Annotated in this window: 25 protein-coding genes and 1 pseudogene; 18 read left to right on the top strand and 8 right to left on the bottom strand. The window is 61.5% G+C overall.

Features of this window, described 5'->3' with window-relative positions:
* Window positions 1-7: 7 nt before the first annotated feature.
* Genes HS968_RS12925 through HS968_RS12915 form a run of 3 tightly spaced genes read left to right on the top strand, consistent with a single transcriptional unit; the run spans window position 8 to window position 1,963 of the window.
* Window positions 8-823, top strand: coding sequence for a helix-turn-helix domain-containing protein (locus HS968_RS12925; protein WP_182371521.1), 816 nt, complete (start codon window positions 8-10; stop codon window positions 821-823).
* A complete protein-coding gene (locus HS968_RS12920; RefSeq protein WP_182371520.1) occupies window positions 820-1,584 on the top strand; it encodes an aminoglycoside adenylyltransferase family protein in 765 nt (254 codons plus the stop codon). The genes HS968_RS12925 and HS968_RS12920 overlap by 4 nt, the downstream gene beginning before the upstream one ends.
* Window positions 1,585-1,609: 25 nt before the next feature.
* Entirely contained in the window at window positions 1,610-1,963 is a 354-nt protein-coding gene (locus HS968_RS12915) for an MmcQ/YjbR family DNA-binding protein (protein ID WP_119691230.1), read from the top strand.
* On the opposite strand, the gene HS968_RS12910 is transcribed toward HS968_RS12915, so the two are convergent.
* Together HS968_RS12910 and HS968_RS12905 are read right to left on the bottom strand one after the other, a co-directional pair.
* Window positions 1,949-2,677 carry a DUF1294 domain-containing protein gene (locus HS968_RS12910; protein ID WP_182371519.1) on the bottom strand — a complete coding sequence of 243 codons (729 nt, stop codon included), beginning with the start codon at window positions 2,675-2,677 and terminating at the stop codon, window positions 1,949-1,951. The two genes, HS968_RS12915 and HS968_RS12910, sit on opposite strands and share 15 nt — an antisense overlap.
* Window positions 2,674-3,504, bottom strand: a complete 831-nt coding sequence (locus HS968_RS12905; RefSeq protein ID WP_182371518.1) for an undecaprenyl-diphosphate phosphatase — start codon at window positions 3,502-3,504, stop codon at window positions 2,674-2,676. The genes HS968_RS12910 and HS968_RS12905 overlap by 4 nt, the downstream gene beginning before the upstream one ends.
* Before the next feature lie 249 nt (window positions 3,505-3,753).
* On the opposite strand from HS968_RS12905, the pseudogene HS968_RS26735 reads away from it, so the two are divergent.
* The 5 genes and pseudogenes from HS968_RS26735 to HS968_RS12885 form a co-directional block, all read left to right on the top strand.
* A pseudogene (locus HS968_RS26735) lies at window positions 3,754-4,485 on the top strand (cache domain-containing protein); the annotation flags it as partial.
* Window positions 4,486-4,557: 72 nt separating this feature from the next.
* Entirely contained in the window at window positions 4,558-5,388 is an 831-nt protein-coding gene (locus HS968_RS26730; protein WP_407681659.1) for a methyl-accepting chemotaxis protein, read from the top strand.
* Between the two features lie 7 nt (window positions 5,389-5,395).
* Window positions 5,396-6,010, top strand: coding sequence for a hypothetical protein (locus tag HS968_RS12895; RefSeq protein ID WP_202884208.1), 615 nt, complete (start codon window positions 5,396-5,398; stop codon window positions 6,008-6,010).
* Window positions 6,011-6,062: 52 nt separating this feature from the next.
* The gene (pnuC, locus tag HS968_RS12890) at window positions 6,063-6,629 is read left to right on the top strand and encodes a nicotinamide riboside transporter PnuC (protein WP_182371516.1); all 567 of its coding nucleotides are present in this window, start codon (window positions 6,063-6,065) and stop codon (window positions 6,627-6,629) included.
* Window positions 6,629-7,183 (top strand): AAA family ATPase, encoded by a 555-nt coding sequence (locus HS968_RS12885; protein ID WP_182371515.1) that lies wholly within the window; start codon window positions 6,629-6,631, stop codon window positions 7,181-7,183. The genes pnuC and HS968_RS12885 overlap by 1 nt, the downstream gene beginning before the upstream one ends.
* On the opposite strand, the gene HS968_RS12880 is transcribed toward HS968_RS12885, so the two are convergent.
* Entirely contained in the window at window positions 7,143-8,324 is a 1,182-nt protein-coding gene (locus HS968_RS12880) for a sigma-54-dependent transcriptional regulator (protein WP_238338948.1), read from the bottom strand. The genes HS968_RS12885 and HS968_RS12880 overlap by 41 nt on opposite strands.
* A gap of 265 nt (window positions 8,325-8,589) precedes the next feature.
* On the opposite strand from HS968_RS12880, the gene HS968_RS12875 reads away from it, so the two are divergent.
* From HS968_RS12875 to HS968_RS12860, 4 genes are all read left to right on the top strand, one after another.
* Window positions 8,590-10,467, top strand: a complete 1,878-nt coding sequence (locus tag HS968_RS12875) for a di-heme-cytochrome C peroxidase (RefSeq protein ID WP_182371513.1) — start codon at window positions 8,590-8,592, stop codon at window positions 10,465-10,467.
* A gap of 35 nt (window positions 10,468-10,502) precedes the next feature.
* Window positions 10,503-11,708 (top strand): catalase family protein, encoded by a 1,206-nt coding sequence (locus HS968_RS12870; RefSeq protein WP_238338947.1) that lies wholly within the window; start codon window positions 10,503-10,505, stop codon window positions 11,706-11,708.
* Window positions 11,709-11,885: 177 nt separating this feature from the next.
* Window positions 11,886-12,155, top strand: a complete 270-nt coding sequence (locus HS968_RS12865; protein ID WP_106741329.1) for a hypothetical protein — start codon at window positions 11,886-11,888, stop codon at window positions 12,153-12,155.
* A 106-nt stretch (window positions 12,156-12,261) separates the two neighbouring features.
* Window positions 12,262-12,489 (top strand): DUF1272 domain-containing protein, encoded by a 228-nt coding sequence (locus HS968_RS12860; RefSeq protein ID WP_106741332.1) that lies wholly within the window; start codon window positions 12,262-12,264, stop codon window positions 12,487-12,489.
* Between the two features lie 51 nt (window positions 12,490-12,540).
* On the opposite strand, the gene nfuA is transcribed toward HS968_RS12860, so the two are convergent.
* On the bottom strand, window positions 12,541-13,125 hold the full coding sequence (gene nfuA / locus HS968_RS12855; protein WP_182371512.1) for a Fe-S biogenesis protein NfuA: 585 nt from the start codon (window positions 13,123-13,125) through the stop codon (window positions 12,541-12,543).
* Window positions 13,126-13,270: 145 nt separating this feature from the next.
* Window positions 13,271-15,547, bottom strand: coding sequence for a fatty acid cis/trans isomerase (locus HS968_RS12850; protein WP_182371511.1), 2,277 nt, complete (start codon window positions 15,545-15,547; stop codon window positions 13,271-13,273).
* Between the two features lie 152 nt (window positions 15,548-15,699).
* Here HS968_RS12850 and metH point away from each other — a divergent pair, with 152 nt between their 5' ends.
* Both metH and osmE read left to right on the top strand, forming a co-directional pair.
* Complete coding sequence (gene metH, locus HS968_RS12845; protein WP_182371510.1) at window positions 15,700-19,410, top strand: methionine synthase; 3,711 nt, start codon at window positions 15,700-15,702, stop codon at window positions 19,408-19,410.
* 167 nt (window positions 19,411-19,577) lie between these two features.
* Window positions 19,578-19,910, top strand: a complete 333-nt coding sequence (osmE, locus tag HS968_RS12840) for an osmotically-inducible lipoprotein OsmE (protein ID WP_182371509.1) — start codon at window positions 19,578-19,580, stop codon at window positions 19,908-19,910.
* Between the two features lie 41 nt (window positions 19,911-19,951).
* On the opposite strand, the gene HS968_RS26910 is transcribed toward osmE, so the two are convergent.
* Window positions 19,952-20,038, bottom strand: coding sequence for a small membrane protein YohP (locus tag HS968_RS26910; RefSeq protein WP_115291545.1), 87 nt, complete (start codon window positions 20,036-20,038; stop codon window positions 19,952-19,954).
* A gap of 82 nt (window positions 20,039-20,120) precedes the next feature.
* Complete coding sequence (locus HS968_RS12835; protein ID WP_074914993.1) at window positions 20,121-20,414, bottom strand: DUF1883 domain-containing protein; 294 nt, start codon at window positions 20,412-20,414, stop codon at window positions 20,121-20,123.
* Window positions 20,415-20,553: 139 nt separating this feature from the next.
* Between HS968_RS12835 and HS968_RS12830 the strand changes: the two genes are divergently transcribed.
* Window positions 20,554-21,600, top strand: a complete 1,047-nt coding sequence (locus HS968_RS12830) for a DUF5924 family protein (protein ID WP_182371508.1) — start codon at window positions 20,554-20,556, stop codon at window positions 21,598-21,600.
* Here the strand turns inward: HS968_RS12830 and HS968_RS12825 are convergent.
* A complete protein-coding gene (locus HS968_RS12825; RefSeq protein ID WP_182371507.1) occupies window positions 21,597-22,601 on the bottom strand; it encodes an AraC family transcriptional regulator in 1,005 nt (334 codons plus the stop codon). The genes HS968_RS12830 and HS968_RS12825 overlap by 4 nt on opposite strands.
* 114 nt (window positions 22,602-22,715) lie before the next feature.
* Between HS968_RS12825 and HS968_RS12820 the strand changes: the two genes are divergently transcribed.
* From HS968_RS12820 to HS968_RS12810, 3 genes are read left to right on the top strand one after another with little or no spacing between them, the layout of a single operon-like run.
* On the top strand, window positions 22,716-24,455 hold the full coding sequence (locus HS968_RS12820; protein WP_182371506.1) for an N-acyl-D-amino-acid deacylase family protein: 1,740 nt from the start codon (window positions 22,716-22,718) through the stop codon (window positions 24,453-24,455).
* A gap of 45 nt (window positions 24,456-24,500) precedes the next feature.
* Window positions 24,501-25,532 (top strand): RNA methyltransferase, encoded by a 1,032-nt coding sequence (locus HS968_RS12815; RefSeq protein ID WP_182371505.1) that lies wholly within the window; start codon window positions 24,501-24,503, stop codon window positions 25,530-25,532.
* A gap of 48 nt (window positions 25,533-25,580) precedes the next feature.
* Window positions 25,581-26,477 carry an alpha/beta hydrolase gene (locus HS968_RS12810; protein ID WP_182371504.1) on the top strand — a complete coding sequence of 299 codons (897 nt, stop codon included), beginning with the start codon at window positions 25,581-25,583 and terminating at the stop codon, window positions 26,475-26,477.
* Window positions 26,478-26,485: the final 8 nt, after the last annotated feature.

The raw sequence follows: 26,485 nt of genomic DNA, 5'->3' as shown, positions 1-26,485 counted from the left end.
TTTGCGCATGAATGCCCGCCTGTCGCCTCGCCCCACCACCGTCGCCACGGCCGGACTGCAACTGCGTCAGCTACGCCGCCAGGCCAGCCTCAGCCAACTCGACCTGGCATTGCTTACCGGCGTTTCCCAGCGTCATCTCAGCTGCATCGAAACCGGTCGCGCCAAACCAAGCCCCGCTACCCTGCATGCCCTGTTGATGGCACTGGAGGCGCCGCTGGAACAATGCAACAGCGTGTTCCTGGCTGCCGGTTATGCGCCGCGGTATGGTGCGTCGCCGCTCAACTCTCCCTCGCTGGAGGCCATTCGTGGCGCCATCGGCCATGTCCTGCAGGCCAACAACCCGGCTCCGGCGATCGTGCTGGGCAGCCAGTGGCAGGTACTGGCTGCCAACGCCAGCACTGCCGCGCTATTCGGGCTGCTGGGACTGCCGGTGGATGCTGCCGATGAGCTGAATTTGCTGGTCACCCTATTGCAGCCGGGAGGCCTCGGCGACTATCTGCTCAATGCCGAAGAAATCCGTACCGTCGCCTGGCAACGCGCCTCCCGCGAAGCGCTGGAAAATCCGGAGTTGGCCACGCTGCTGGCCAGCCTGCCGACACCATCCGGGCCGGCGTTGCTGAGCAACGAATTCCCACCACTGGTGATGACGCGCATCGACTCGCCTGAAGGGGAGCTGAGTTTTCTCTCCACCTTCACCACCTTCGGCATGCCGCTGGACATCACCGTGGCCTCGCTGCGCATCGAACACCTGATCCCGGCCGACCCACTCACCTGGCAGGTCATGACCAGGGCCTATGAACGTTCGCTGGTAACCCCGTCATGAATGCACAGATCAACGCTGCCATCGCCCTTCTGCAGCAGCACCTGGGCGATGACCTGCTGGCCGTGCACCTCTATGGCTCGGCCGTGGCCGGTGGCCTCAAGCCTGGCAGTGATCTCGACCTGCTGGTAATGGTTGGTACGCCGCTGAGCGATGCCGTGCGCCAACGCCTGATGCGGGCATTACTGAACATTTCCGCCTGGCCAGCCACCGAGCAGCTGCGGCCGTTGGAAGTTACGGTGCTGAATCGAAACGCCTTACTGCCCTGGCGCTACCCTGCGGAGCGCGAGATGCAATTCGGTGAATGGCTGCGCGACGATCTGAACGCAGGCCGCATAGAGCCAGCCATGACCGACCACGACCTGGCGATTCTCATCAGCAAGGCCCGCCAACACAGCATCTGTCTGTTCGGCCCAACGGCAACAGAGTTGTACGAACCGGTGCCCGAAGCCGATCTGCTCCGTGCACTGCACGATACCGTCGCACAATGGAATCAACCGGACGATTGGCTGGGGGATGAGTGCACCGTGGTACTGGCCCTGGCCCGCATCTGGCTGACACTGAGCACTGGCGAGATCGCGGCCAAGGATGTAGCAGCCGATTGGCTACTGGAGCGCCTGCCCGCTGAGCATCGACCTGTGCTGCAAACTGCGCGGAACATCTACCTGGGCACGGGCGCAGATGATCTGGGCCAGCATCCGCGGGCACTGGCAGACTTCATCGGCTACGCACACCTGCAGATCGAACGGCTACGCACGAGTTAATGGCATAAACCCTTTGGAGACACCCATGACACCGGATCAGATCGCCGCCTTTTGCCTCGCCCTGCCGGGTGCCCGCGAAGATCTCAAATGGGGCAGCAACCGGGTGTTTTCGGTGGCGGGCAACAAGATGTTCGCCATCCTCGATTTTCTCGGTGAGGATCTGGCATTCAAGGTCGATGACGATCTGTTCCTCGGCCATGTCGATCGCCCCGGCATTCGCCCTGCCCCTTACCTCGCGCGTGCCCGCTGGGTCAGCATGAGCGCACGCCGTTTGCCGCTCGGCGACGACGAACTACGCCAGTTGCTTACCCGCTCGCATCAGCTGGTGGTGCGCCGGTTACCCAAACGCCTGCAACCCGGGCTGCTACTGGACGAATAACGGAATGTGCCGGGCGATATAGGCGCCGTCGAGCAGCAACAGGTCGATCCAGAACAACTGGTGCGCCGCGACGATCAGCCAGAACAAAGCCTGGTAGGACGCCTTGCGCGTCTTGTGGCGAAAGACCTGTTGAGCCATCAGCGCACCCGGCCAACCGCCAGCCAACTCGACCAGGTGCAGGGAGTTTTCCGATATCCGCCGCCTGCCCTTCTGCGCACTGTGTTTGTCCAACCAGTACTGCATGAAGCTCACCACGCTGGCGAACATGTACAGCGGCAACACCCAAACGACGCCCGCTACCAGCAGTTTCTGTGCGCCCAGCAGGGGCAGCAGGCACAACGCGATCAACAGCAGGATCTTGCCGCCGAAGTTGCGAATAGGCCCGGCTGAGTCGGTATTGCCGGCAGATGTTCTGGACGCTTTGCTCGGTGCCTTGCGTGGCTGTGGCGCTGCAACAGGCTTGGGTTTGCGCCGAATGGCTGGACGATCCAGGCTTATTTCGCCGGCCAGGCGCAGGTGCTCGGCACGCAGCCGGCCCTTCTCGTCCCGGGCTTCCACATACAGCACCTGGTCACCTGGCACAGGCCGCCGCTCACCGCGCATGGCCGAGATATGCGCGAATACATCCGCGCCGCCCGAGTCCGCTGCGATGAAACCAAAGCCTTTGTCATCGTTCCAGCTTTTCAGTCGCCCTTTGCGCTCATGGCCAATCACGGTTGCGCGGTGCTCCAGTCGATCAGATGCAACTGCCAGGTAGCGAGAATGAACAGACCGAAGGCAATGCGGTACCAGGCAAAGACCACATAGCTGTGGTTGGCGATGAATTTCAGCAGCGCGCGCACGGTCAGCATCGCCACGATGAAGGTGGTGACGAAACCGATGACGAAGATCGGCAGATCGCTCCACTGCAGGATATGGCGGTACTTGAACAGCGAGTACGCGGTTGCCGCGACCATGGTCGGCATGGCCAGGAAGAAGGAAAACTCGGTGGCGGCCTTGCGCGACAGCCCGAACACCAGGCCGCCGATGATGGTCGCGCCGGAACGGGAAGTGCCGGGGATCATGGCCAGGCATTGTGCCAAGCCGACCTTCAAGGCCAGGCCCCAGGTCATGTCATCGACCGACTCGGCCTTGATCGCATGCTCGCGCTTTTCCGCCCAGATCATGAGGATGCCGCCCACGATCAACGCAGTGGCCACGGTGATAGGGTTGAACAGCCAGTGTTCGATCAGATTGGCCAGCAGCGGCCCGATGATCAGCGCAGGAATGAAGGCGATCAGCAGATTACCGGTGAAGCGCTGAGCCTTGCGCTCGCTCGGCAGGCCGCGCACCACGCTGAAGATCCTGTCGCGAAACTCCCACATCACTGCCAGGATGGCGCCCAGCTGGATGATGATCTTGAATGCTGTAGCGGTTTCCCCATTGAAATTCAGCAGATCGCCCGCCACGATCAAGTGCCCTGTACTGGAGATCGGCAGGAACTCCGTCAAGCCTTCCACTATGCCCAAGATCAAGGCCTGAAAGGCCGCCCACATATCCATTGACTCCCCCAATAAAAATCGCGACAAGTGCCGCTTGAAAAACAAATTGAAACATTGCCCGGCCCTGGGACATGGAGGCGCTCTGGAGGTTCCTTGCGACGCTCTAGCTCGGCGACCATTCAGGTTCTTTGCCGCGCTACCGAAATGCTATCAGACAACTAGAGTAAAGGATGCCTCAGCGTGACCGGTTGTTAGCTCGGCAGCGCGTGGTAGTTATCCCGAACAAAAACAATAATCAGGAACTCGCCCATGAACAGCTTACGTAGTATCCCCATCAGTCGCCGCCTATGGCTGATCCTCGGGTTGGCCCTCCTGACGCTGGTTCTGCAAGGCACCTACATGCTGCGCCAGATCAACCTCGACCTCTATGCCGGCAAGGCCCAGAAGACCGAGCACGTGGTGCAGAGCGCCGCCGGCATCCTCAAGCACTTCCACGATCTCGAAACCGCTGGCAGCCTGAGCCGCGAAGAGGCGCAGAAACAAGCGATGGACGTCATCCGTGGTCTGCGTTATGCCGGTCAGGAGTACTTCTGGATCAATGACCAGACGCCGGTCATGCTCATGCATCCGATCAATGCCAAGCTCGAAGGCCAGAACCTCTCGGGCTTCAAGGATCCGGACGGCAAGGAGCTGTTCAATGAGATGGTCGCCATCAGCCGCAGCAAAGGGGCTGGCCAGGTCGACTATCGCTGGCCCAAGCCGGGCGCCAGTGAGCCGGTTCCGAAAATCTCCTATGTCGAACTGTTCCAGCCCTGGGGCTGGATCATTGGCTCCGGCGTCTATGTCGATGACGTGCAGGCCGAATTCAAGACTCAGGCACTCGCCGCGATGAGCATCGGCCTGCTCATCGCCCTGCTGCTGACCGCCCTGGTGGTGTTGATTACCCGTAGCATCGCCCAACCACTGGAGGCTGCAGTGGGCGCCATGGCCAGTATTGCCAGTGGCGAAGGCGATCTCACCCGCAATCTCGACACCCATGGCCGTGACGAGCTGACCGCCCTGGCCGGGCACTTCAATGCCTTCACCGACAAACTGCGCCAGGTCATTCGTCAGATGCTCGACTCCGCCAGCTCGCTGGATCAGGCCGCGCGCTCGCTTGGCGACATATCCAGCGAGGCCCAGCAACACAGTCAACAGCAGGCCCAGCAGATGGAACTGGTGGCTACGGCAGTGAATCAGGTGACCTACGGCGTGCAGGACGTGGCGAAGAACGCCGAACACGCCTCCAGCGAAATGCACACAGCAGAAGAACAGGCCAGCCAGGGGCAGCAGAACATCGAGGCCAGCCTGCGTCAGATCGATCAGCTCTCGGGCACCATCGACAAGGCCGTGGAAGTCATCCAGTCACTGGCCAGCGAGAGCACGCAGATTGGCAGCGTGCTGGAAGTGATTCGCTCGATTGCCGAGCAGACCAACCTGCTCGCTCTCAACGCGGCCATCGAAGCGGCCCGTGCCGGCGAGCAAGGCCGCGGCTTTGCCGTGGTAGCCGATGAAGTGCGCCTGCTGGCGCAGCGCACGCAACAGTCGACGGCTGAAATTCAGGGCATGATCGAGCGTCTGCAGGGTAATTCCGAGGCGGCGGTCAAGGTCATTCACGACAGCAGCCGGGCCTCGCAGCTCACGGTGGAACAGGCCAGCCAGGCTGGCCAAAGCCTGGAGCAGATAGCGCAATCACTGCGCAATCTGACCGGGCTCAACGCATCGATCGCCAGCGCCACCCTGCAACAATCGCACGTGGTGGAAGACATCAACCAGAACGTCACCCAGACGGCAGCCCTGGCTCATAACACGGCCGAGGCCGCCGAGCAGTCGAACGCCGCCAGCCAGCATCTGAAGCAGCTGGCCGATCAACTGAGCCGTCTGCTGGGGCAGTTCCGCGTATGAGACCAGCATGAGCAGTATGGAGCACCAGGAGGTCGACTTCAGTCGGCCGCAGAACCAGGATCTGATCTGGGATCTGGATAGCATGGCCCGCCGTGAGCTGGCCGAACGCTTCATCAAGCTGTTCGAGAACCGCCTGTGCGTCTATTCCGAATCGGTGGGGCAGCTGTACACCAACTACAGCTTGCACTTTCCCACCGACCTCGGCCGCAAGATGGTGGTGCTGCCCAACCCCTATGCGTTCCATGACACGCTGCACGGTATCGATACCCAGGCCATTCGCAAGACGGGCCTGTGCGTGCTGCCTGGCAAGGTGTTGGGCAAACCCGGACTGTTGCTCAGCACGCAGCTCAGGGATCACGGCCCAGCGCCGAAGACCATGCCGTTCAAACCGGCACTGGCGCAGATCATTAGTAATCAGAAGAAGATCGGCGACGTTTTCCTGCCGGTGCTGATGAAAGGTGACCTGCGCGAGTTCGACCAGCAGATGCCCTACATCCATCTGCATCGCCTGCAGCTCGCCCGCCTGGAACGTCTGTCGAGTTTCGAGCGCGACGATATTCAGCAGACCATCACCCGCAAACTCCTGGCGCTCTACCGGCAGGCCGACAGCCTGGTGTGCTGAATACCGGGCAGACCAGTACAATCGCCCCCTTTTCTCTTCACGAGGACGCCAGATGTCCTGGCTCGAACTGATTGCCGCCGGGCTCGGCATCATTGCCGTGTGGCTGACGGTACGCCAGAACCCCTGGTGCTGGCCCATCGGTCTACTCATGGTGCTGCTTTACGCCTGGCTGTTCTACGACTGGCGGCTGTATTCCAATCTGCTGCTGCAGGTGCTGTTCGCTGGCTTGCAGCTCTACGGATGGTGGCAATGGACGCGTGGTGGCGAACGCCATGATGGGCGCCAGGTCAGCCGACTCGGACTGCAACGCGTAATAGCAGGGCTTCTGGTGGGCGGCGCCGGTGCATTGCTGCTCGGCTACCTGATGGCCAACCATACCGACGCCAGTGCGCCGTGGCTGGACGCCGCACTCACCTCCTTCAGCCTGGTTGCACAACTGTGGATGGCGCAGAAACGCCTGCAATGCTGGGCGCTGTGGGTCGTGGTGGATCTGTGCTACGTCGCGTTCTTCCTACACAGCGGCCTGTACCTGACTGCTGGTCTTTATGCCGTTTTCACCCTGCTGGCCCTCAGTGGCTGGCGAAGCTGGCGGCGTGATCCTGCCGTCTGGGGCCATTGATGAAAGTGCTGGTACTCACGGGCCCGGAATCCAGCGGCAAGAGCTGGTTGTCGGCACAAATCCAGGCGCGCTTCGGCGGAATCGTGGTGGGCGAGTACGTGCGTCACTTCATCGAGCGCGAGCAGCGCGATACCTGCTATGCCGATATACCGGTGATCGCCCGTGGCCAGCTGGCCTGGGAAGATGCAGCTCGCGCCCAGAATCCTGCCCTGCTGATTCTCGATACCCACTTGCTGAGCAACATCCTTTGGAGTCGTTGCCTGTTCGGCGACTGCCCCACGTGGCTGGAAGAAGAACTCCTTGCCCGTCACTACGATCTGCATTTGCTGCTCGATCCGCGCGGGGTTTCCTGGGTCGCTGATGGCCAGCGCTGTCAGCCGCAACTGAAAGAACGCGTAGCATTCCATCGCGCCTGCCAGCAGTGGCTTGATGACAATAATCAGCCTGTCTGCGCGCTATCGGGAGATTGGCCGCAACGCCGTCTTGCCGCCTTGAGTCGGGTACAAATGCTGCTCAGCGCAGACGATGCTTGTGCAGCAGGCGATAAAAGGTAGGACGTGAGATGCCCAGGCTGCGCGCCGCCTGGCTCATGTTATGGGTGTGACGCGCCAGTACGTCGTCCAGCGCCTGGCGCTCCGCGCGAAGGATATAGTCCTCCAGCGTAACGACTTCAGCGTCATGACTGTGCACCGCCTCGAGGCCAAGATCCTGCGCATTGATCGGTCTTCCCCGAGCCTGGGCCAAAGCCCGAACCACACGGCTGCACAGCTCCCGTACATTACCGGGCCAGGCATGCGCGGTCATCGCATCGATGGCGTCATCACTGAAACTACGCTGGCGGCGACTGGCCGACGAACCATGCAACCTGGCAATGTGTTCGGCCAGCAGCAACAGGTCGCCGTGCTGTTCGCGCAGTTTGATGGTCTGCAGTTGCTGGCCCGCCAGCAGGCGATAAAGATCCTTACGGAAATCGCCCTGGAGCAATGCCTGCTCCAACTCCCCTCGACTGATAATAAGCAGCGCCAGATCGGGTTTGCCCTGCAAGGTCTGCAGCAACCGCTGCTGATCCTGCGCTGACAATCCAGCCACTCCATCCAGCACAACCGTTGTCCTGGCCGCCGCGGCCAGAGGCCCCTGCTCGTCGAACAAACCACTGCCATTGCGCACACAATCGACATGCACCAACACCTGTCCTGCGCGCGGTGACGCCTCATGAAGCAGGCGTGCCAGCAGCTTCTTGCCACTGCCATGTTCGCCGCTGATCAAGATTGGCCCAGACCAGTTGGCGAGACGCTCCAGTTGCTGGCGCAGGCTGCGTGCCTGGCTGCTGTTACCCAGAAAATGCCGTGCCTGGCGCTCACCCTGTTGTTTGCTTAATCGGGCGAACACCTGCGTCTGCTGCAGGGTATCGAGCAGGTTGACGGCATTGAGCGGCAAGCTATGTGCCGCGAAGAATCGCTCCCCCAGCAGCGCCTTCATGCTCGGCTGGGGTGGTTCATCGAGCAGCGCCACCCAGCAGGCCTGGCTTTGCTCCAAGACCGTCAGCAACTGCGAACTGGGTTGATCCGGCAGGCGCATCAGCACCACATCGCCGGCCTGGGCCGTGAGCCGCTCCAGATGGCAGCGATGAAGCGTCCATCCGGCGGCTTGTAGAAGAGAGAATAGTGATTCGCAGTCAGCGGCGGGCTCGACCACGAATAATTGTCGGGATGCGACGGAAACAGCCTCTAACATACTCCATCCTTGGCGCCATTATTTTGTATCCCCAATAAAAACAATGATTTGGCGCACATGACTGTAACGCTAGCAAGAACTTTGACGCCGCTTGGATCATTTCTCTATATCGGTTGTTCCCGCTGGTTATTGCAAACTTGTCGTCGGACAACGATGGCATCTTGCCAACTGTCTACAGTATTGGCATAACAGACCAATTAATAAGAACGCTACAAGGATGTCTCCGATGCGTCGCCTGATCCGTCGTACCCTGAAACTCGTTCTGTTGCTGGTGCTCATCGGCCTAGCGGTGGTGCTCTATTACGTCGCCAATCCCAATTTACCGAGTTTCGAACAGCCAGATGAGCTGCACTATCTGGAGCAGTGGAGCGACGAACAGCGCCAGACTTACTATTACACCCCCCAGGGCACAACGGTTAAAGGCCTGCGCTACGATTGGTTCGTCGCACTGGAGATGCCCTTTGGCAGCGAGAAGTTCGCCCGCCTCGATTACCTCGCCCGCTTCGGCTTTCTGACCGATCCCAAGCAGCAGGCCACTGCGCTCAACCCCGGTAACCTGCCTGTCGGTTTTACCCGTCATGAGGACAATGAAAGCGGCGAGCACTTCCTCGATATCAGCTGCGCCGCCTGCCATACCGGCGAACTGCGCTACAAAGGCCAGGCCATACGCATCGATGGCGGTGCCGCCCTGCACTCTCTGGCCTCAACCGTACCGACCTTGCGCGGCGGCGGCTTTGGCCAGGCACTGGGCATGAGCATGGCCTTCACCTACTACAACCCGCTGAAATTCCGCCGTTTCGCTCAGGCGGTGCTGGGCGACCAGTATCCCCAGGGCCGTGATCGTCTGCGCGAGGACTTCAAGCAGGTACTCGACCGCCTGCTGGGCACGGCTTTCAATGACTGGCACCGTGGGCTGTATCCCACCGAAGAAGGTTTCGGCCGCACCGACGCCTTCGGCCGCATCGCCAATACCGTGTTTGGTGATGCCCTCGACGCGTCCAACTACCGCGTAGCCGACGCCCCGGTGAGCTATCCGCATCTCTGGGACATCTGGAAATTCGATTGGGTGCAGTGGAACGGTTCGGCCATGCAGCCGATGGCCCGCAATATCGGTGAAGCGCTGGGCGTAGGCGCTAGCCTGCACCTGTTCGGCGAGAACGGCCAGGCCGTTGCAGAGGCCGATCGCTACGCCTCCAGCGTACGCCTGCATGATCTATACACGCTCGAAGAAACGCTGAAAACGCTGCAGCCACCGAAATGGCCAGAAGCGATTCTCGGCAAGGTTGATCTGCCGCTGGCCAGCCGCGGCAAGGCGCTCCACACCGAAAACTGCGCCTATTGCCACGCCCCCAATCCACAGCCACGTGACAAGCGCGTGGCGCCCTCGCGCGATCCGGAGTGGAAGATGCGCATCGTACCGACCGACATCGTCGGCACCGACCCCACTACCGCTGACAATATCGCCGATCACCGCTTCGATATCAGCCGCCTGGGATGGACCAAGGCCGAACTCAGCAAGCTGGACGTCAAACTGTACGGCGCCAGCCTGGATAACGTCGATTTCAAGAGTATCTCCAGCGCCAAAGGCCTGGCCTACATCACTGCCTACGTGGAAAACCGCGCCTATCAGGATGCCGGTATCGGCCCACGCCAGCGCTGGAACATGGACGGCTATGGCCTGTCCATCGGCGTGCAGGAGAAGCGCGCTTACAAGGCACGACCTCTGGACGGTATCTGGGCTACCCCGCCCTTCCTGCACAACGGTTCCGTGCCGAACCTGTTCGAATTGCTCTCCCCGGTTTATGAACGGCAAGCCCAGTTCTGGGTGGGTAACTTCGAGTTCGACCCGAGCCGCGTCGGTTATCGCAGCGAAAGCTTCCCTGGCGGCTTCCTGTTCGATACCCGAATCAGAGGCAATGGCAACGGCGGCCATGAGTTCCGCGATGGCTGCCGCCAGGAGGGCGTGATCGGTCGCGCGCTGTCGCCGGATGAGCGCCTGGCACTGATCGAATACCTCAAGGTACTCGGCAACCACGAGCTGGAAACCCAGCTCAGCGAAGTCCCCGTAAAACCCTGGACACCCGGCCCGAGCTGCGAAGGCTGACTCCACCAGCACGTTCTAGAACAAGGATTCCAATAATGTTGAAACGTTTCTGGCTTTGGCTCGGTCGCCTGCTCGGCAAGCTCCTGCTCACACTGGGTGTCGTTGGTCTGATTGGCTGGGGTCTCGGCGAGGCCTACTACGCTTGGAAGTTCTCCGGCCCGGTTTCCAGCGAAGAGCAGATTCCGCCGGATGAAGCAGCGCTGACCCGCGTGATCATCGAGGATGCCGTACGCATCGTCGAGCAGCACCGTGACAACACCCGCGTACTGCGCGATGCACACGCCAAGGCCCATGGCTGCGTTAAGGCTGAGGTGCATGTGCTGGATGATCTGGACGAGTCGCTGCGTCAGGGCGTATTCAGCCAGCCCGGACATACCTGGCAAGCCTGGATGCGCCTGTCCAACGGCAACGCCTACCCGCAGTTCGACCGCGCCCGCGATGCCCGCGGCATGGCCATCAAACTACTCGACGTCCCCGGTGAAAAGTTGATGAAAAGTCCGGCCCATGCCGGCGAGCAGGACTTCGTGATGTTCAACCATCCGGCGTTCTTCGTCAGCGACGTGGCTGAATACCGCACCAACTTCGCGGCTCAGGCCGACGGCAAGAAGGTGCAAGCCTTCTTCCCCAGCCTGGATCCACGTACCTGGGAAATTCGTCACCTGATCATCGCGCTGAAGACCCTGGCACCGGCGCCGGAAACCCCGGTGGCGACCACCTACAACTCCATCGCTCCGTTCAAGCTCGGCGACCTCAACATCAAATACCGCGTCGTGCCCGCTCCGCAGAACTGCCCTCCCTATGAACTGCCGAAGCAAAACGACGGTTTGCCAAACTTCTTGCGCAATGCGCTGTACCAGCAGCTATCGCTGGATCGCGCGCCAGCATGCTTTGAACTGCAAGTGCAAAAACAAAATGCCCAGTACTACATGCCCATTGAAGATCCCAGCGTCGAATGGAGCGAAAAAATCTCCCCATTCGAAAGCGTGGCGCGTATTACCGTAAAGGCTCAGGACTTCGATAGTCGCGAACAAAATCTGTTCTGCGACAATATGTCCTTCAATCCCTGGCATGCACTCCCGGAGCATCGCCCAATCGGCGGCATTAACCGTTTGCGCAAGTCGGTATACGAAGCGGTAAGTGCCTATCGCCATCAGCGTAATGCCGCACCTGAGGTTGCAGCCCCCGTCAATTCAGGGGTGCAGCAGCAAGAAGTAGAGGCGTCAGTGGAACTTTCAGAATAGAAAACTGTAACCGGCGAGACGCCGGCAGGTTCTTGCAGGGCACTTTGTGAGGGAATTAAAACTTTTTTCAGTGGTGTGTGACTTATAGGTCGACTGCGTTCATCAACAGTAATGAAAGGCCCACTCATAAACGATGGGCACATTAATTACTGGGATTAGCTCGGAGAGACCGAACCCATGAACACACCACTGCGTTTTAACGAAGCCCTGCTGATTGCCGATCGTGCATTCCGCCCCTTCCAGTGCGTTGCCTGGTCCCCGCAAGATGGTACCGGTGTTATCAGCATCAGCGTCATCGACCGTACCAGTACCCGTCTGCTCGGCCGTACCCAACTGTCCAGCGACACCTACACCGACCCGGCACAACTGGCCGACGCCCTGACCCGCTCCCGCGAAGAACTGCGCAGCCAAGGCTTCGATCTGGCGCCGTGGAGCATGCCGGAGTAAGTCACCTTCCGGGGCGCCATCAGGCGCCCCCAGATAGTCCCGCCTATTGCCTGCTTTGCAGAGCATCTGCAGACTCCAGTGATCCCATCCTACGGAGTCACTCACCATGCTCGAGCTGCGCCCCAACTGCGAAAACTGCGACTGCGATCTACCAGCAGCCAGTGTCGATGCGCTGATTTGCTCTTTCGAATGCACCTTCTGTCGGCCCTGTGCCGAATCCGTCCTGGCGCTGCGCTGCCCCAACTGCGGTGGCGAACTGGTAAGACGCCCGATTCGACCAGCCGCAAAGCTCGAACGCTTCCCCGCCTCCATTACCCGCGTTCATAAAGCCTGAAATGAAAAAGGGGCGACCATGGTCGCCCCTTTTTCATGTGCAAACCCTTACTCAGTAGTAAGCGTTCTCGCGATTGCTGTGATCGGTCACGTCACGTACGCCCTTGAGCTCAGGAATGCGCTCGAGCAGGGTTTTCTCGATGCCTTCCTTGAGGGTGTAGTCGGCTTGGCCACAACCCTGGCAACCACCACCGAACTGCAGAACGGCGATGCCCTCCTCGACCACGTCGATCAGCGTTACCTGGCCGCCATGGCTGGCCAGACCGGGATTGATCTCGGTCTGCAGGTAGTAGTTGATGCGCTCGTTGAGCGGGCTATCTTCATTGACCATCGGCACCTTGGCGTTTGGCGCTTTGATGGTCAGCTGGCCGCCCATGCGGTCAGTGGCATAATCCACTACCGCGTCTTCCAGGAACGGCTCGCTGACACCGTCAATCCAGGCAGTGAAGCTGGCCAGTCCAACAGCGGTGTCTTCAGGCTTCTGCTCACCCGGCTTGCAGTAGGCAATGCAGGTTTCCGCATAGGGCGTACCTGGCTGGGTAATGAAAACTCGGATGCCGATACCCGGAGTGTCCTGCTTGCTCAGCAGCTCGGCCAGGTAATCTTCGGCAGCTTGGGTAATGGTGATGGCGCTCATGGCAACTCCTCGCGAACATGGACGCAGTGTACGCCAGAGCGTCGCCCGGTTAAAGCCCAAGTAAATTAGTAGGAATTGATCGCAGCCATAGCCACGCCTCTCCGGGTGCTTTCGAAGCGCACCTGGTGCGCTCCGAAAGTGACGCTCAGAGGTTCTCGTAGCGGTTCATGTCCAGCACGCCCGCCTCCAGCGGCTGGGTTTCGCGGATATGCTCGGCCATATCATGGAAGTAGCGCCAGAACTCGGGATGGCTACGCCGTATCCCCCAGTGGTCGACGATACGCTCGAAGGACTTGGCGTCGCTGACACCTTCCATTTGCTTGACGAAAGCATCCACCTCGTCGGCTTTCACCGAGAACAGGAAGTTCGGGTAGCTGCTCAGAACTTCCGGATAGATGGTCAGGGTATCCAGCCGCGGTTGATAGCGCAGCTCCTCACCGAGCATGAACGCCACGTTGCTGTGGGCACGGTTGCGCAGCAGGCTGTAGATCTCGCGCGAACCATCGCTCAGTTCCACGCGCAGCATCGTCGCTTCCGGCAATTGATCGATCACTCGCAGGCCACCGGCCGGGCGACTGGCAAGACGCGCCAGCGCCTGCTCGGCATGCTGCAGCTCCTTGGGCAGGCCATCGCGATAGCAGTGTGCTCTTGTGCAGCGGTTGATCGGATCCGGCCGCGCATTGAGCTTGGCGTAACGCTGCAGCAGTTGCTCGGCAAACTGCTTCTTCGGATCGTTGCCCGTCAGGCCAATGGCGCTCGGTGAACGATGATCGACCGAGGTGTAGTCCAGCAGCATCTTCAACTTGCCGCTGTTCTGATACCAGTCATCCAGGTAAGCCTCGCGTGATCGCGCCGGCAACAGGCGGAGGAAGTTGACCTCGGCGCCATTGCGGATCAGGTCGAAGTACAGGCGCGTCTGCGCCTGGTGCGAGACGTTGCCGAACACGTCGAAATTGACCACCAACTGATAGTAGGTGCGCTCAAGGAGCGGATAGTCCAGCCACCACAGGGTCTGCGGGATCTCGCCGAGCAGGCCTTTGCGCACCGAAGCGCTGTCGTGCTGGCGGAAGATCGACAGCAGCGCGTTGTCATTGCCGCTCCAGATATGTGCCCAATCGGCGGCAGGCGCATCGGCGTAGGCGTCCTTGCGCAGGTTCTCGTAGTCGTTGCGCTTGTCGCGATAGTTGCGCCACAAGCCCAGCAGATCGCCGATATCGTCGAACTGGCCGGGCATGGCCAACAGGGGCGTGGCCTCACGCTGGTATTCGGCATCGGTGATATAGAGATCGTGCTCGGGCGCCTGGAACACGGCCCAGAAGTTGTCCCGAATCACGTCGGTGGCGATCTGCCCGCGGCACACCGGGCCACGGATGAAGGTACGCACGAAGTACTCGGCGTTATCCAGCATGAACTGGTAGCGCGCCCGCGCCGGAATCGCGGCAAAGGTCTCGAAGGGGTTGGCGCGACGTTGGGCGCCGTAGCCTGGCACAGCATCCAGCGTCCAGTCGTCGCCGAAAAACAGCTCCTTGACCCGCGCCAGCTTGTCCTCGCCCAATGGGTAGGTGATGTGCGTTTTGTGCACGATCACACCTTGGATTGGCCACAGGCGGTAATAGAACTCGGTGCCTGGGTCATCATTGGGGCGGCGTGTGGCGATGGGATCGATGGTTTTGCCGCTGGGGGTTCGTGAGCGCACCATCTGGAAGAAGTGCCCAGGCTCACCACCTTCGAAGTGCAGGTGTGCCAGGAACAGGTGCTCGTAGAGCCAGCGCGACACTAGATTCTGCCGCGCACCTGGCGCGTTCATGAAGTTTTCCCACTGTTCCACCTGGCGCAACTCGACTGCGCTGGGCTTGAGCGCCTGCTCGGCGACCGGTGCACCCTGCGCCAGCCACTGTTCCAGGGTGGCGTACTCGTCATCGTTCAGACCGGTCACGGCGAAAGGCATGCCGCCATGGGGATTCTTCTGTGCGTAGGCGGCGAATTCACCCGGCAATGGGCAGCTGTTGCTGCGGGTGATGGCGATATCGAGGTTGTCAGGAAGCTTGGCATTGGGTTCGAGCGGCTGGCTGCGTCCCAACTCCAGCATGCGCTTGATCAGTGCTGCCTGCCCGTTCTCACCATCGAGTACCGAATGAAAATCACGTTTACGCCAGGCCGCCTCGCCTTGCGCGTCCAGATACAGGCGTGTGGTCGCTTGCGCCTTGCTGCGCGTGCCGTCATAGACCAGTTGCTTGCTGGCACCGCGCAAGATGCCCTCACCACTGCCCAGATTGAGCTGGCACGGGGCGTCGTAGCAGGTGTGGCAGGCCACACACTTGTGGGTGAGGATCGGTTGTACGTCATCGACATAGGAAATCGCTTCCGCACGGGCCAGGCCAGCTGCGAAAGAAAGAAGAAACAGAGCAGCAGGCTTGAGCATGACCACGTCCTTGATTTCGATGCTGGCAATTCTAGCGAGACGGCGCCCCTAGGAACATGAATGAAATTCATGGGAATCCCCGAGACGCTCCAGACCCCTGCAGCTTTGCTATCATCGCGCACCTTTGTTTCCGCTTTGCTCAGGTAGTTCTCATGTCCGATCGCAGCGCCCGCCTCCAAGCCCTCCAGCAAGCCCTGAAGGAGCGCATCCTGATCCTCGATGGCGGCATGGGCACCATGATCCAGAGCTACAAGCTGGAAGAGGCCGACTACCGCGGTGAGCGCTTCGCCGACTGGCCGAGCGATGTCAAAGGTAATAACGACCTGTTGCTGCTGACTCAGCCGCAGATCATCGCTGCCATCGAGAAGGCGTATCTGGATGCCGGTGCCGACATCCTGGAAACCAACACCTTCAACGCCACCCAGGTATCCCAGGCTGACTACGACATGGAGTCGCTGGTCTATGAACTGAACGTGGCCGGCGCCCGTGTGGCCCGTGAAGTGGCCGATGCCAAGACCCTGGAAACCCCGGATCGCCCGCGTTTCGTCGCAGGCGTTTTAGGCCCGACCAGCCGTACCTGCTCGATCTCCCCGGACGTCAACGACCCCGGCTACCGCAACGTCACCTTCGACGAACTGGTGGAGAACTACACCGAAGCCACCCGTGGCCTGATCGAAGGCGGCGCCGACCTGATCCTGATCGAGACCATCTTCGATACCCTCAACGCGAAGGCGGCGATTTTCGCCGTGCAGCAGGTGTTCGACGAAGACGGTGTCGAGCTGCCCATCATGATCTCCGGCACCATCACCGACGCCTCCGGCCGTACCCTCTCCGGCCAGACCACCGAAGCGTTCTGGAACTCGGTGGCCCACGCCAAGCCGATTTCCGTTGGCCTGAACTGCGCCCTCGGTGCCGCTGACCTGCGCCCCTATCTGGAAGAGCTGTCGAACAAGGCCGGCACCCACGTCTCCGCGCACCCCAACGCTGGCCTGCCCAATGCCTTCGGTGAATACGATGAAACCCCGGCGCAGATGGCGGCGGTGGTCGAAGAGTTCGCAGCCAGTGGCTTTCTCAACATCATCGGTGGCTGCTGCGGCACCACGCCCGGGCATATCCAGGCCATCGCCGAAGCGGTCGCCAAGTACCAACCGCGCCCGATTCCGGAGATTCCCAAGGCATGCCGCCTGTCGGGCCTGGAGCCGTTCACCATCGACCGCAACTCGCTGTTCGTCAACGTCGGCGAGCGCACCAATATCACCGGTTCGGCCAAGTTCGCCCGGCTGATTCGTGAGGAAAACTACACCGAGGCCCTGGAAGTCGCCCTGCAGCAGGTTGAAGCCGGCGCTCAGGTGATCGACATCAACATGGACGAGGGGATGCTCGACTCCAAGGCGGCCATGGTCAGGTTCCTCAACCTGATCGCCGGCGAGCCGGACATCTCCCGCGTGCCGATCATGATCGACTCCTCCAAGTGGGAGGTGATCGAGGCCGGCCTGAAGTGCATCCAGGGCAAGGGCATCGTCAACTCGATTTCCATGAAGGAAGGCGTCGAGCAGTTCAAGCACCACGCCAAGCTGTGCAAGCGCTACGGCGCCGCCGTCGTGGTGATGGCCTTCGACGAGGTCGGCCAGGCCGACACCGCCGCGCGCAAGAAGGAAATCTGCCTGCGCAGCTACGACATTCTGGTCAACGAAGTGGGCTTCCCGCCGGAAGACATCATCTTCGACCCGAACATCTTCGCCGTGGCCACCGGCATCGAGGAACACAACAACTACGCCGTGGACTTCATCGAAGCCTGCGCCTTCATTCGCGACAACCTGCCCTACGCCTTGAGCTCGGGCGGCGTGTCCAACGTGTCGTTCTCGTTCCGTGGCAACAACCCGGTGCGCGAGGCGATCCACTCGGTGTTCCTCTACTACGCGATCCAGAACGGCCTGACCATGGGCATCGTCAACGCCGGCCAGTTGGAAATCTACGACGAGATTCCCAAGGAGCTGCGCGACCGCGTCGAGGATGTGGTGCTCAACCGCACGCCAGGCGGTACCGACGCCCTGCTGGCCATCGCCGACAATTACCGTGGCGGCGGCGCGACCAAGGAAGTCGAGAACGAAGAGTGGCGCTCGCTGCCAGTCGACAAGCGCCTGGAGCACGCGCTGGTAAAAGGCATCACCGCCTTTATCGTCGAAGACACCGAGGAGTGCCGCCAGCAGTGCGCGCGGCCCATCGAGGTTATCGAAGGCCCGCTGATGAGCGGCATGAACGTGGTCGGCGACCTGTTCGGCTCGGGCAAGATGTTCCTGCCCCAGGTGGTCAAATCCGCCCGGGTGATGAAACAGGCAGTAGCGCATCTGATTCCCTTCATCGAAGCCGAGAAAGGCGACAAGCCGGAAGCCAAGGGCAAGATCCTGATGGCCACCGTGAAAGGCGACGTGCACGACATCGGCAAGAACATCGTCGGCGTGGTGCTGGGCTGTAACGGCTACGACATCGTCGACCTGGGCGTAATGGTGCCGGCGGAGAAGATCCTGCAGACCGCCATCGCCGAGAAGTGCGACATCATTGGCCTCTCCGGTCTGATCACCCCGTCGCTGGACGAGATGGTGCACGTGGCCAAGGAAATGCAGCGCCAGGGCTTCACCCTGCCATTGATGATCGGCGGCGCCACCACCTCCAAGGCCCACACCGCGGTGAAGATCGACCCGCAGTACAGCAACGATGCGGTGGTCTACGTCACCGACGCCTCACGCGCCGTGGGTGTGGCCACCCAGCTGCTGTCCAAGGAGCTCAAGGCCGACTTCGTGCAAAAGACCCGCGACGAATACGTGGTGGTGCGTGAACGCACCTCAGCTCGTGCCTCGCGTACCGAACGCCTTGGCTATGCCGACGCCATCGCCAACAAACCCGCCTTCGACTGGAACGGTTACGTCGCACCGAAGCCGAGCTTTACCGGTGCGCAGGTGCTGGACGATATCGACCTGGCCACCCTGGCCGAGTACATCGACTGGACACCGTTCTTCATCTCCTGGGATCTGGCCGGCAAGTACCCACGCATCCTCACCGACGAAATCGTCGGTGAAGCGGCCACCAGCCTGTTCAACGATGCCCAGGCGATGCTGAAGAAGCTGATTGACGAAAAACTGATCAAGGCCCGCGCCGTATTCGGTTTCTGGCCGGCCAACCAGGTCGCGCATGACGACATCGAAATCTACGGCAACGATGGCAAGCCCCTGGCCACTCTGCACCATCTGCGCCAGCAGACCATCAAGCCTGACGGCAAGCCGAACCTGTCGCTGGCCGACTTCGTTGCGCCGAAGGAGAGCGGCGTGACCGATTACGTCGGTGGCTTCATCACCACTGCCGGCATTGGCGCCGAGGAAGTGGCCAAAGCCTATGAGGCCAAGGGTGACGACTACAACTCGATCATGGTCAAGGCACTGGCCGACCGCCTCGCCGAGGCCTGCGCCGAGTGGCTGCACGAACGCGTGCGCAAGGAGTACTGGGGGTACGCCAGGGACGAGCAACTGGACAACGAGGCGTTGATCCGTGAGCAGTACAAGGGCATCCGCCCTGCCCCGGGTTACCCGGCCTGCCCGGATCACACCGAGAAGGCCACGCTGTTCAAGCTGCTCGACCCTGAGGCCGACTACAACAAGGCCGGCCGCAGCGGCGTGTTCCTCACCGAGCACTACGCCATGTTCCCGGCGGCGGCGGTATCCGGCTGGTACTTCGCCCACCCTGAGGCGCAGTACTTCGCCGTGGGCAAGGTCGATAAGGATCAGATCGAGCAGTACAGCAAGCGCAAGGGCCAGGACATCGCCGTCAGCGAGCGCTGGCTGATGCCCAACCTGGGCTACGACGACTGATGCAAAAGAGCCCGCAATAGCGGGCTCTCTTCATTTACAGGGTAAGGTCAGGTATAGCGGCGAACAGGCAACGAGCAGAGCCGATCATCGAGAAAAGCGAACTCCCACGCATGAGACGCGCTCCAATCCATGTCGAGCCATTTCGGCTCATTCGACGGAGCGACGACATGTACAAGCACAGCCTTGCAGTACTGGCCGTAGCGGCCACGATCAGCGGTTGCTCGACCTTCGAGAACCCGACCGATTACGTGACCTTTCACAATGAGCCCCTGGTCAAGCAAGTCGACCACGGCATGACTCAGGATCAGGTACGAACCCTCGGTGGCCCACCCTCTTCGGAAGTACGGAACAACGTCACTGGCGGCACCTGCAACAACTACGTGCTCAATGTCGACGGAGTGGAACAGCCCTACTACGTGAATTTCGACGTCAACGGCCGTGTCGACAGCAAAGGCTTCATGAGTTGCGCCCAGCATCAAGAAAACCAGCGACGGCTCTGAATCAACGCAGCCCCGCTACCGATAGCGGGGCTTTTTCATGCCTAGAAGATCAGTTTCAGCAGGCCGATAACCACGATCAGGCCGATGATGAAAATGATACCGACTGTACCGCCTAGAAACTTCAGCATGCCGACTCTCCTTTTGCGAGGTTCACGAGTTGTGACCGCAGGCAGGCTGTCAGCGTTTAGCTTTTTTCTTCGACGTCTACGATCAGGCTCCGGGGCGGCGCACGATCTTGATGCTGTATTCCATCTGCGGCTTGCGCGTCACGCTGACGGCACGACGGCTCACGGTATCCAGCGTGATGTTCCAGAAGCCACCAGAGGGCACGCGGATCTTCGCCGGAAACTTGATGAAGGCACCGCCGTGGTAACTGTGCCGACCGCGATTTCGGAACGCGCGGAAATTGGCGTCGTTCATCAGGCGAATATTGCAGGGTTGCGAACACTGGATGACCACCAGATCGCCCTCTTCCAGGTGTTCGCGTTGATGGATGAATTTCATCGTTTTCGGACTCGGTGGTGAAACGGGGGCGCAATATTGCCGCAAGCGGCGCGGCATCGCCAGCGCAGCTGACGACTCGCTTGCGCCCGAGGCTCGGGCTACCTAGGATGCGCGCCCATCACCACACTGCACTGCCGCCATGAAAGCCCTGCTCGACCGCATCCCCACTCTGCTCGCCCTGCTGCGCCGCTACCCAGGTCTGGTCGCCCTGTTCGGCTTCTGCTCGGGTGTGGCCAGCTTCCTGCTGGTAGACCGCCAGGCGCACCTGGCCAAGGTGCTGGGTGTGGTACTGCTGGTCAGCTGGATCTGGCTGATCCTGGAGAACCTGTTGCGCGAGCGCATTGCCCGGCGCTTTGGCTTCGAGCTGCCGTTACCCTTGTTGCGTTACGCGACGCAGATGATCCATCAGGAAAGCCTGTTCTTCGTTCTGCCGTTCTTTTTCATCACCACCACCTGGAACAGCGGGCAACTGCTGTTCAGCGGCCTGCTGGCGCTCGCCGCGCTGGCGTCTATTACCGACCCCATTTACTACCGCTGGCTGGCGCCGCGCCGCTGGCTGCTACTGATCCTTCACAGCCTGGCGCTGTTCGCCGTGACGCTCACGGCGCTGCCGATCATCTTCCACATGACCACGACGCAGAGTTATCGCATCGCACTGGCGGTGGCCACGGTGCTGGCGCTGCCGAGCCTGCCGGGTCTGATCGGTTTTGCTGGCTGGCGCCGTATCCTGCTGCTGGCGATCCTGCCGCTGGCCATGGCCGGCGCAGGCTGGATGGCCAGGGTCTGGGTACCACCAGCGACGCTGTGGCTGACCGAAGTGGCGATCACCGATCGTTTCGATGGCGCGCAGCGTATGCCAGGCGAAAGCCTGGAGCTGATCACGCTGGATCAACTGCGCGACGACGGGCTCTACGCCTACACCTCGATCAACGCCCCGCGCGGCCTCAACGAACGCATCTACCACGTGTGGCAGCACAATGGCCAAGAAGTCGACCGTATCGCTCTGGATATCCACGGCGGACGCAAACAGGGTTATCGCGCCTGGACGCACAAGCTACGCTTTCCGGCAGATCCGCTTGGCGACTGGCAGGTGCAGGTGCGTACCGAGGCCGGACAGATGATTGGTGTGCTGCGCTTCGAGGTCGTTTCCAGTCCATCCCGTGAGGCAACCTCACCGCCCTTCTAGCGATGCGCCTTGCGCCAGCTCGATGGCGACTGGCCGAAATGATTGCGGAAGGCTTTGCTGAACGCGGCCTGGTCGGCATAACCCAGCACATCGGCCAATAGCGTCAACGGCATGTTCGAGGCCTGCACCTGCCAGCCGGCAGTGTCCATTTTCACTTGGTGAACGAGTTGCTTGAAGCACAGGCCTTCGCTCAGCAGACGTCGCTGCAGCGCGCGCGGATGCAGGTCGAGTAATTCGGCGATATGCCCGAGCGAATGCTGGCGCATGCCGAGAGTCTGCACGATCAGACTGCGCACTTGCAGTTCCAGGCTGTCCTGCAGGCTGCCCAGGCGCTCGCGCAGCAAGTCATCAAGGCGTTGCGCATCGTCACGGGGCATGGCCAGCACTGGCCGTCGCAGGATACTGGCGTCGTACACTAGGCAATCGTATTCCTGATCGAACAGCACCTCGCAGCCAAGGTGCTGGCGATAACGAGCACGCGGCGCCACCGGGCTGTGGCTGAACTCCACGCGTAGCGGGCGCAGATCGGCCCCGCCTATCGCTCGCACCAGCTGCGCGTAGGCCGCGATGGACATCTCCCGATACTGTTGAGCCTCCTCCACGGCAAAGAAGTGCTCGATCCGCCGTACCTGAATGCGATCTTCCAGCGGCAACAACTGCCAGTGCTCAGCCTTGTTGTGCAAGGCCAGATAACGCTGCGCAGCAGTGAAAGCCGCGTACAGATCCGGCTCACGCACCAACAGGCGGCCGAGCAGCCCGAGCATGTCCAGCCCCTGGTGACTGGCCACGCGCAAGCCCAGGTCGGGGCATTGCAAATGGATCGAGGCCTCGTTCAGCAGGCGGATCAACTGCTCGATCTGAATCAGCTCATCGCCATCGTCCAAGGCCGTGGGCTTCATCGCCGAACGCACCAGCAGTGCCGACAGGTCACCGCCCAGGCCTGCCACCTCGGCCGCCAGGCCAGTCAGGGCGGCGCTGCGCACTTCATAACGAACGGACATGGCGGGCATCCAGACAGGTCAGCGGAAGATGCCAACACTGTCGTGTAATGACAAGTTTTACTCCCATAAGACTCCTACTCTGGCATCACAACAACAAGAGTCGAGACCCCCTCTATGCACCAGTACGACCTGATCATCCAGAGCGGCCGCTATTTCGACGGCAGCCCAGCCCCCTCCGCCATCCGTAGCCTGGCGATTAAGGACGGTCGTATCGCCCTGGTCAGCGCCGAGCCACTCGACGCGAGCCTGGCCGAACGGGTCATCGACGCCCAGGGCAAGTGGATCACCCCCGGCTTTCTCGACACCCACACGCATTACGACGCCGAACTGATGGTCGCCCCCAGCCTCAGCGAGTCGGTGCGCCACGGTGTGACCACGGTGCTGGTAGGCAGTTGTTCGCTGAGCATGGTGTGCAGCGAGGCCGAGGATGCATCAGACATCTTCACTCGCGTGGAAACCGTGCCGCGCGAGAAGGTTCTGCCGATCCTGCGTGAACGCAAGACCTGGAACGGCCCGCGGCAGTGGCGTGAGTTCGTCGACCAACACCCACTGGGACCTAACCTGATCAGTTTTCTCGGCCACAGTGACATGCGTGTGGCGGTGATGGGCCTGCACCGCGCCACCGACCGCCAGGTAGTACCTAGCGAGAGCGAGATGCAGCGTATGGAGGCGCTGCTCACAGAGGCACTGGATTACGGCTTCCTCGGGCTGTCCACCATGTGCCTGAAGTGGGACAAGCTCGATGGCGACCGCGAATGGTCGAAGAGCCTGCCCAGTACCTATGCACGCTGGCGCGAGGTGCGCCGCCTCAACCGCCTGCTACGCCAGCGCGGGCGCGTGCACCAGGGCGCGCCGAATGCCGCCAATCCGCTGCAGATCACCCAATACATCAGTGAAGCCATCGGCCTGCTGCGCAAACCACTGAAGACCACGCTGATCTCCCTGCTCGACCTCAAGGGCAACCGCAGCCTGGCGCTGCTCGCACGCCTCTCCGCCTGGCTGACCAATCGTCTTGGCGGTGACTTCCGCTGGCAGTTGTTGCCCACGCCCTTCGCCATTTATGCCGACGGCATGGATATCGTCCTGTTCGAAGAGTTCGGCGCTGGCGAGATGGCGCTCGACGTCAAGGATCATATCGAGCGCAATATGCTGCTGCAGAACGAGCAGTACCGTCGCACCTTCCGCAAGTACTACGCCGACAAACTGTCGCCGCGCGTCTGGCAGCGCGATTTTGGTGACGCGGTGATCCTTGGCTGTCCGGATGCCTCGCTGGTCGGGCGCAACTTCGCCGAAGTGGCGCGCGAGCGTGGCCTGCATGTGGTCGATCTGTTTCTCGACATGGTCGTGCAATACGGCCGGGAGCTGCGCTGGTTCACCGTGATAGGCAACCACCGCCTGGACAAGCTGCGGCAGATGGTGCGCAGCCCGCACACGCTGATCACCTTCTCCGATGCCGGTGCGCATATCCGCAACATGGCCTTCTATAACCTGCCACTGCGCTTTCTCAAGCTGGTCAAGGACAGCCATGACGAGAACCAGCCAGTGATGAGCCTGGAACACGCCGTACATCGCCTTACGGGCGAGCAGGCCGACTGGCTCGGTATCGACGCGGGCTACATTCGCCAGGGTGACCGCGCCGATCTGGTGCTGATCGACCCCGCCGGCCTGAAGCAGAACCTGGAACGGGAGAACTGGGACGAGATGCAGGGCTTCGGCATCCAGCGTATGGTCTGCCGCAATCCAGGCTGCGTCAGCCACGTGCTGATCAATGGACGACTGGCCGTGGACGAAGAGCGCATCGCCCCGGAGCTGGGCCAGCAACGCGGTTTCGGCCAGTTTCTCGCGGCACGCTGAGACGCCCTACGCATGGGCGCGCGGCGGTGGTAGCATGCGCGCCCCATGCAACTCTCCGAACTCAACCAACGCCTCGCCGCCCTCGGCGCCAAACCCCAGCATATCGGGCGCATCACCCGTGCCTGGCTGCAAGGCAAGGCGCTGGACACCGGCACCAAGCACCAGAAGACCGAGAACTTCCTGCCCCTGACGGTACGTGAGGCGCTGCCGGCGCTGGCCGCAGATCTCGACGGTTTGGCCCGGCTACGCTCCGAGCACCCTGGCGCCGATGGCTCGGCGCGCCTGCTGGTGGAGCTGGCCGACAAGCAGATGGTGGAAAGCGTGCTGCTGCCGCGCGATGGCCTGTGCATCTCCAGCCAGGTGGGCTGTGCGGTCGCCTGCGTATTCTGCATGACCGGCAAGAGCGGCCTGCTACGCCAGCTCAGCAGCGCGGAGATGGTCGCTCAGGTTGCCCTGGGCCGACGCTTTCGCCCGGTGAAGAAAGTGGTGTTCATGGGCATGGGCGAGCCGGCGCACAACCTCGACAACGTGCTCGAGGCCATCGACCTGCTCGGCACCGAGGGTGGTATCGGCCAGCGCAATCTGGTGTTCTCCACCGTTGGCGACCCACGGGTGTTCGAACGCCTGCCCAAGCAGCGTGTGCGCCCTGCCCTGGCGCTGTCGCTGCACACCACCAACGCCGAACTGCGCCAGCGTCTGCTGCCCAAGGCGCCACGCATCGATCCCGAAGAGCTGGTGGCGCTCGGCGAGGCCTACGCCCGCACCATCGACTACCCGATCCAGTACCAGTGGACGCTGCTCAAGGGCATCAACGACAGCCAGGAAGAGATGGACAACATCCTGCGCCTGTTCAAGGGCAAGTTCGCCGTGCTCAACCTGATCCCCTACAACAGCCTGGAAGCAGACGACTACCAGCGCCCGGATGGCGAGCGCATCGTCGAGATGGTGCGCTACTTGCACAGCCGTGGCGTACTGACCAAGGTGCGCAACTCGGCAGGCCAGGATGTCGATGGCGGCTGCGGGCAACTGCGTGCACGCGCAACCGACCTGATCAAGGTGCGCAACCTGGGACGCTGATGGCTACCCGCACCGGCATAACGACTGGTGCACCCGGAGGATCGTTTCATGCCCCGTTCTCTAACGCTGCTTGTCGCCGCCCTGCTGTGCCTGCCTCAACTCAGTGCAGCCAGCACGCTGCGCGAGAAACTGCAGGAACGCCGCGAAACCCGCAGCGAACAACGCCTGCTGAGCGAACTGCCAGCCGGCAGCCGCATCCTCAGAGACCAGGCCTACGGCACCCACCCGCGACAGCGTTTCGACGTCTACCTGCCGCCCGCGGCGCAAGCTGCCCCGATCCTGTTCATGGTGCACGGTGGTGGCTGGTACACCGGCGACAAGGCCCGCGACGCGGTGATCGAGAACAAGGCCCGCCACTGGCTAAGCCAGGGCTACATCCTGGTTTCGAGCAACTACCGGCTGCTGCCCGAGGCCGATCCGCTGGCGCAGGCCGGCGACGTGGCCCAAGCGCTCGCCGTCGTTCAGCGCGCGGCCCCTGGCTGGGGCGGCGACGCCACGCGCACGCTGCTGATGGGGCATTCCGCGGGTGCCCACCTGGTGGCCCTGCTCAACAGCGACCCGCAGCTGGCCTCGGCCATTGCCCATCCCTGGCTGGGCACCATCGCCCTGGACAGCGCTGCCTTCGACGTGACGGCCATCATGCAGAACCGTCACCTGCCGCTCTATGACCGAGCCTTCGGTGACGATCGCACGGGCTGGCGGCAGGCGTCGCCACTGCAACGCCTGCAAACGGGCGCCCGCCCTCTGCTCGCGGTGTGCTCGACGCGCCGCCACGACGCCTGTCCGCAGGCCGACGCCTACGCGGCCAAGGCCCAACAACTGGGCGTGACGGTTCACGTGCTGCGCGAGAATCGCTCGCACGGTGAAATCAATCAGGATCTGGGCGCGGATGCCGTCTACACCGCACGGGTTGATGCGTTCCTGCATACGCTAGGCCTACCTTGATACGGCCG

The sequence above is a fragment of the Pseudomonas berkeleyensis genome (assembly GCF_014109765.1).
GTDB lineage: Bacteria > Pseudomonadota > Gammaproteobacteria > Pseudomonadales > Pseudomonadaceae > Aquipseudomonas > Aquipseudomonas berkeleyensis.
Note: the sequence above shows the minus strand (reverse complement) of the source record. Positions and strands in the feature narration are given on the sequence as shown.

Excerpts from the sequence above, each read along its gene's own strand:
- HS968_RS26910 (WP_115291545.1), bottom strand. The coding sequence starts at position 20,038 with ATGCTGAAGTTTCTAGGCGGTACAGTCGGTATCATTTTCATCATCGGC.
- HS968_RS12860 (WP_106741332.1), top strand. The coding sequence starts at position 12,262 with ATGCTCGAGCTGCGCCCCAACTGCGAAAACTGCGACTGCGATCTACCA.
- HS968_RS26730 (WP_407681659.1), top strand. The coding sequence starts at position 4,558 with ATGCTCGACTCCGCCAGCTCGCTGGATCAGGCCGCGCGCTCGCTTGGC.
- HS968_RS12905 (WP_182371518.1), bottom strand. The coding sequence starts at position 3,504 with ATGGATATGTGGGCGGCCTTTCAGGCCTTGATCTTGGGCATAGTGGAA.
- HS968_RS12885 (WP_182371515.1), top strand. The coding sequence starts at position 6,629 with ATGAAAGTGCTGGTACTCACGGGCCCGGAATCCAGCGGCAAGAGCTGG.
- HS968_RS12920 (WP_182371520.1), top strand. The coding sequence starts at position 820 with ATGAATGCACAGATCAACGCTGCCATCGCCCTTCTGCAGCAGCACCTG.
- HS968_RS12850 (WP_182371511.1), bottom strand. The coding sequence starts at position 15,547 with ATGCTCAAGCCTGCTGCTCTGTTTCTTCTTTCTTTCGCAGCTGGCCTG.
- nfuA (WP_182371512.1), bottom strand. The coding sequence starts at position 13,125 with ATGAGCGCCATCACCATTACCCAAGCTGCCGAAGATTACCTGGCCGAG.
- HS968_RS12825 (WP_182371507.1), bottom strand. The coding sequence starts at position 22,601 with ATGTCCGTTCGTTATGAAGTGCGCAGCGCCGCCCTGACTGGCCTGGCG.
- HS968_RS12865 (WP_106741329.1), top strand. The coding sequence starts at position 11,886 with ATGAACACACCACTGCGTTTTAACGAAGCCCTGCTGATTGCCGATCGT.
- HS968_RS12915 (WP_119691230.1), top strand. The coding sequence starts at position 1,610 with ATGACACCGGATCAGATCGCCGCCTTTTGCCTCGCCCTGCCGGGTGCC.
- HS968_RS12815 (WP_182371505.1), top strand. The coding sequence starts at position 24,501 with ATGCAACTCTCCGAACTCAACCAACGCCTCGCCGCCCTCGGCGCCAAA.
- HS968_RS12925 (WP_182371521.1), top strand. The coding sequence starts at position 8 with ATGAATGCCCGCCTGTCGCCTCGCCCCACCACCGTCGCCACGGCCGGA.
- HS968_RS12830 (WP_182371508.1), top strand. The coding sequence starts at position 20,554 with ATGAAAGCCCTGCTCGACCGCATCCCCACTCTGCTCGCCCTGCTGCGC.
- HS968_RS12820 (WP_182371506.1), top strand. The coding sequence starts at position 22,716 with ATGCACCAGTACGACCTGATCATCCAGAGCGGCCGCTATTTCGACGGC.
- osmE (WP_182371509.1), top strand. The coding sequence starts at position 19,578 with ATGTACAAGCACAGCCTTGCAGTACTGGCCGTAGCGGCCACGATCAGC.
- metH (WP_182371510.1), top strand. The coding sequence starts at position 15,700 with ATGTCCGATCGCAGCGCCCGCCTCCAAGCCCTCCAGCAAGCCCTGAAG.
- HS968_RS12875 (WP_182371513.1), top strand. The coding sequence starts at position 8,590 with ATGCGTCGCCTGATCCGTCGTACCCTGAAACTCGTTCTGTTGCTGGTG.
- HS968_RS12810 (WP_182371504.1), top strand. The coding sequence starts at position 25,581 with ATGCCCCGTTCTCTAACGCTGCTTGTCGCCGCCCTGCTGTGCCTGCCT.
- HS968_RS12870 (WP_238338947.1), top strand. The coding sequence starts at position 10,503 with ATGTTGAAACGTTTCTGGCTTTGGCTCGGTCGCCTGCTCGGCAAGCTC.
- pnuC (WP_182371516.1), top strand. The coding sequence starts at position 6,063 with ATGTCCTGGCTCGAACTGATTGCCGCCGGGCTCGGCATCATTGCCGTG.
- HS968_RS12835 (WP_074914993.1), bottom strand. The coding sequence starts at position 20,414 with ATGAAATTCATCCATCAACGCGAACACCTGGAAGAGGGCGATCTGGTG.
- HS968_RS12895 (WP_202884208.1), top strand. The coding sequence starts at position 5,396 with ATGAGCAGTATGGAGCACCAGGAGGTCGACTTCAGTCGGCCGCAGAAC.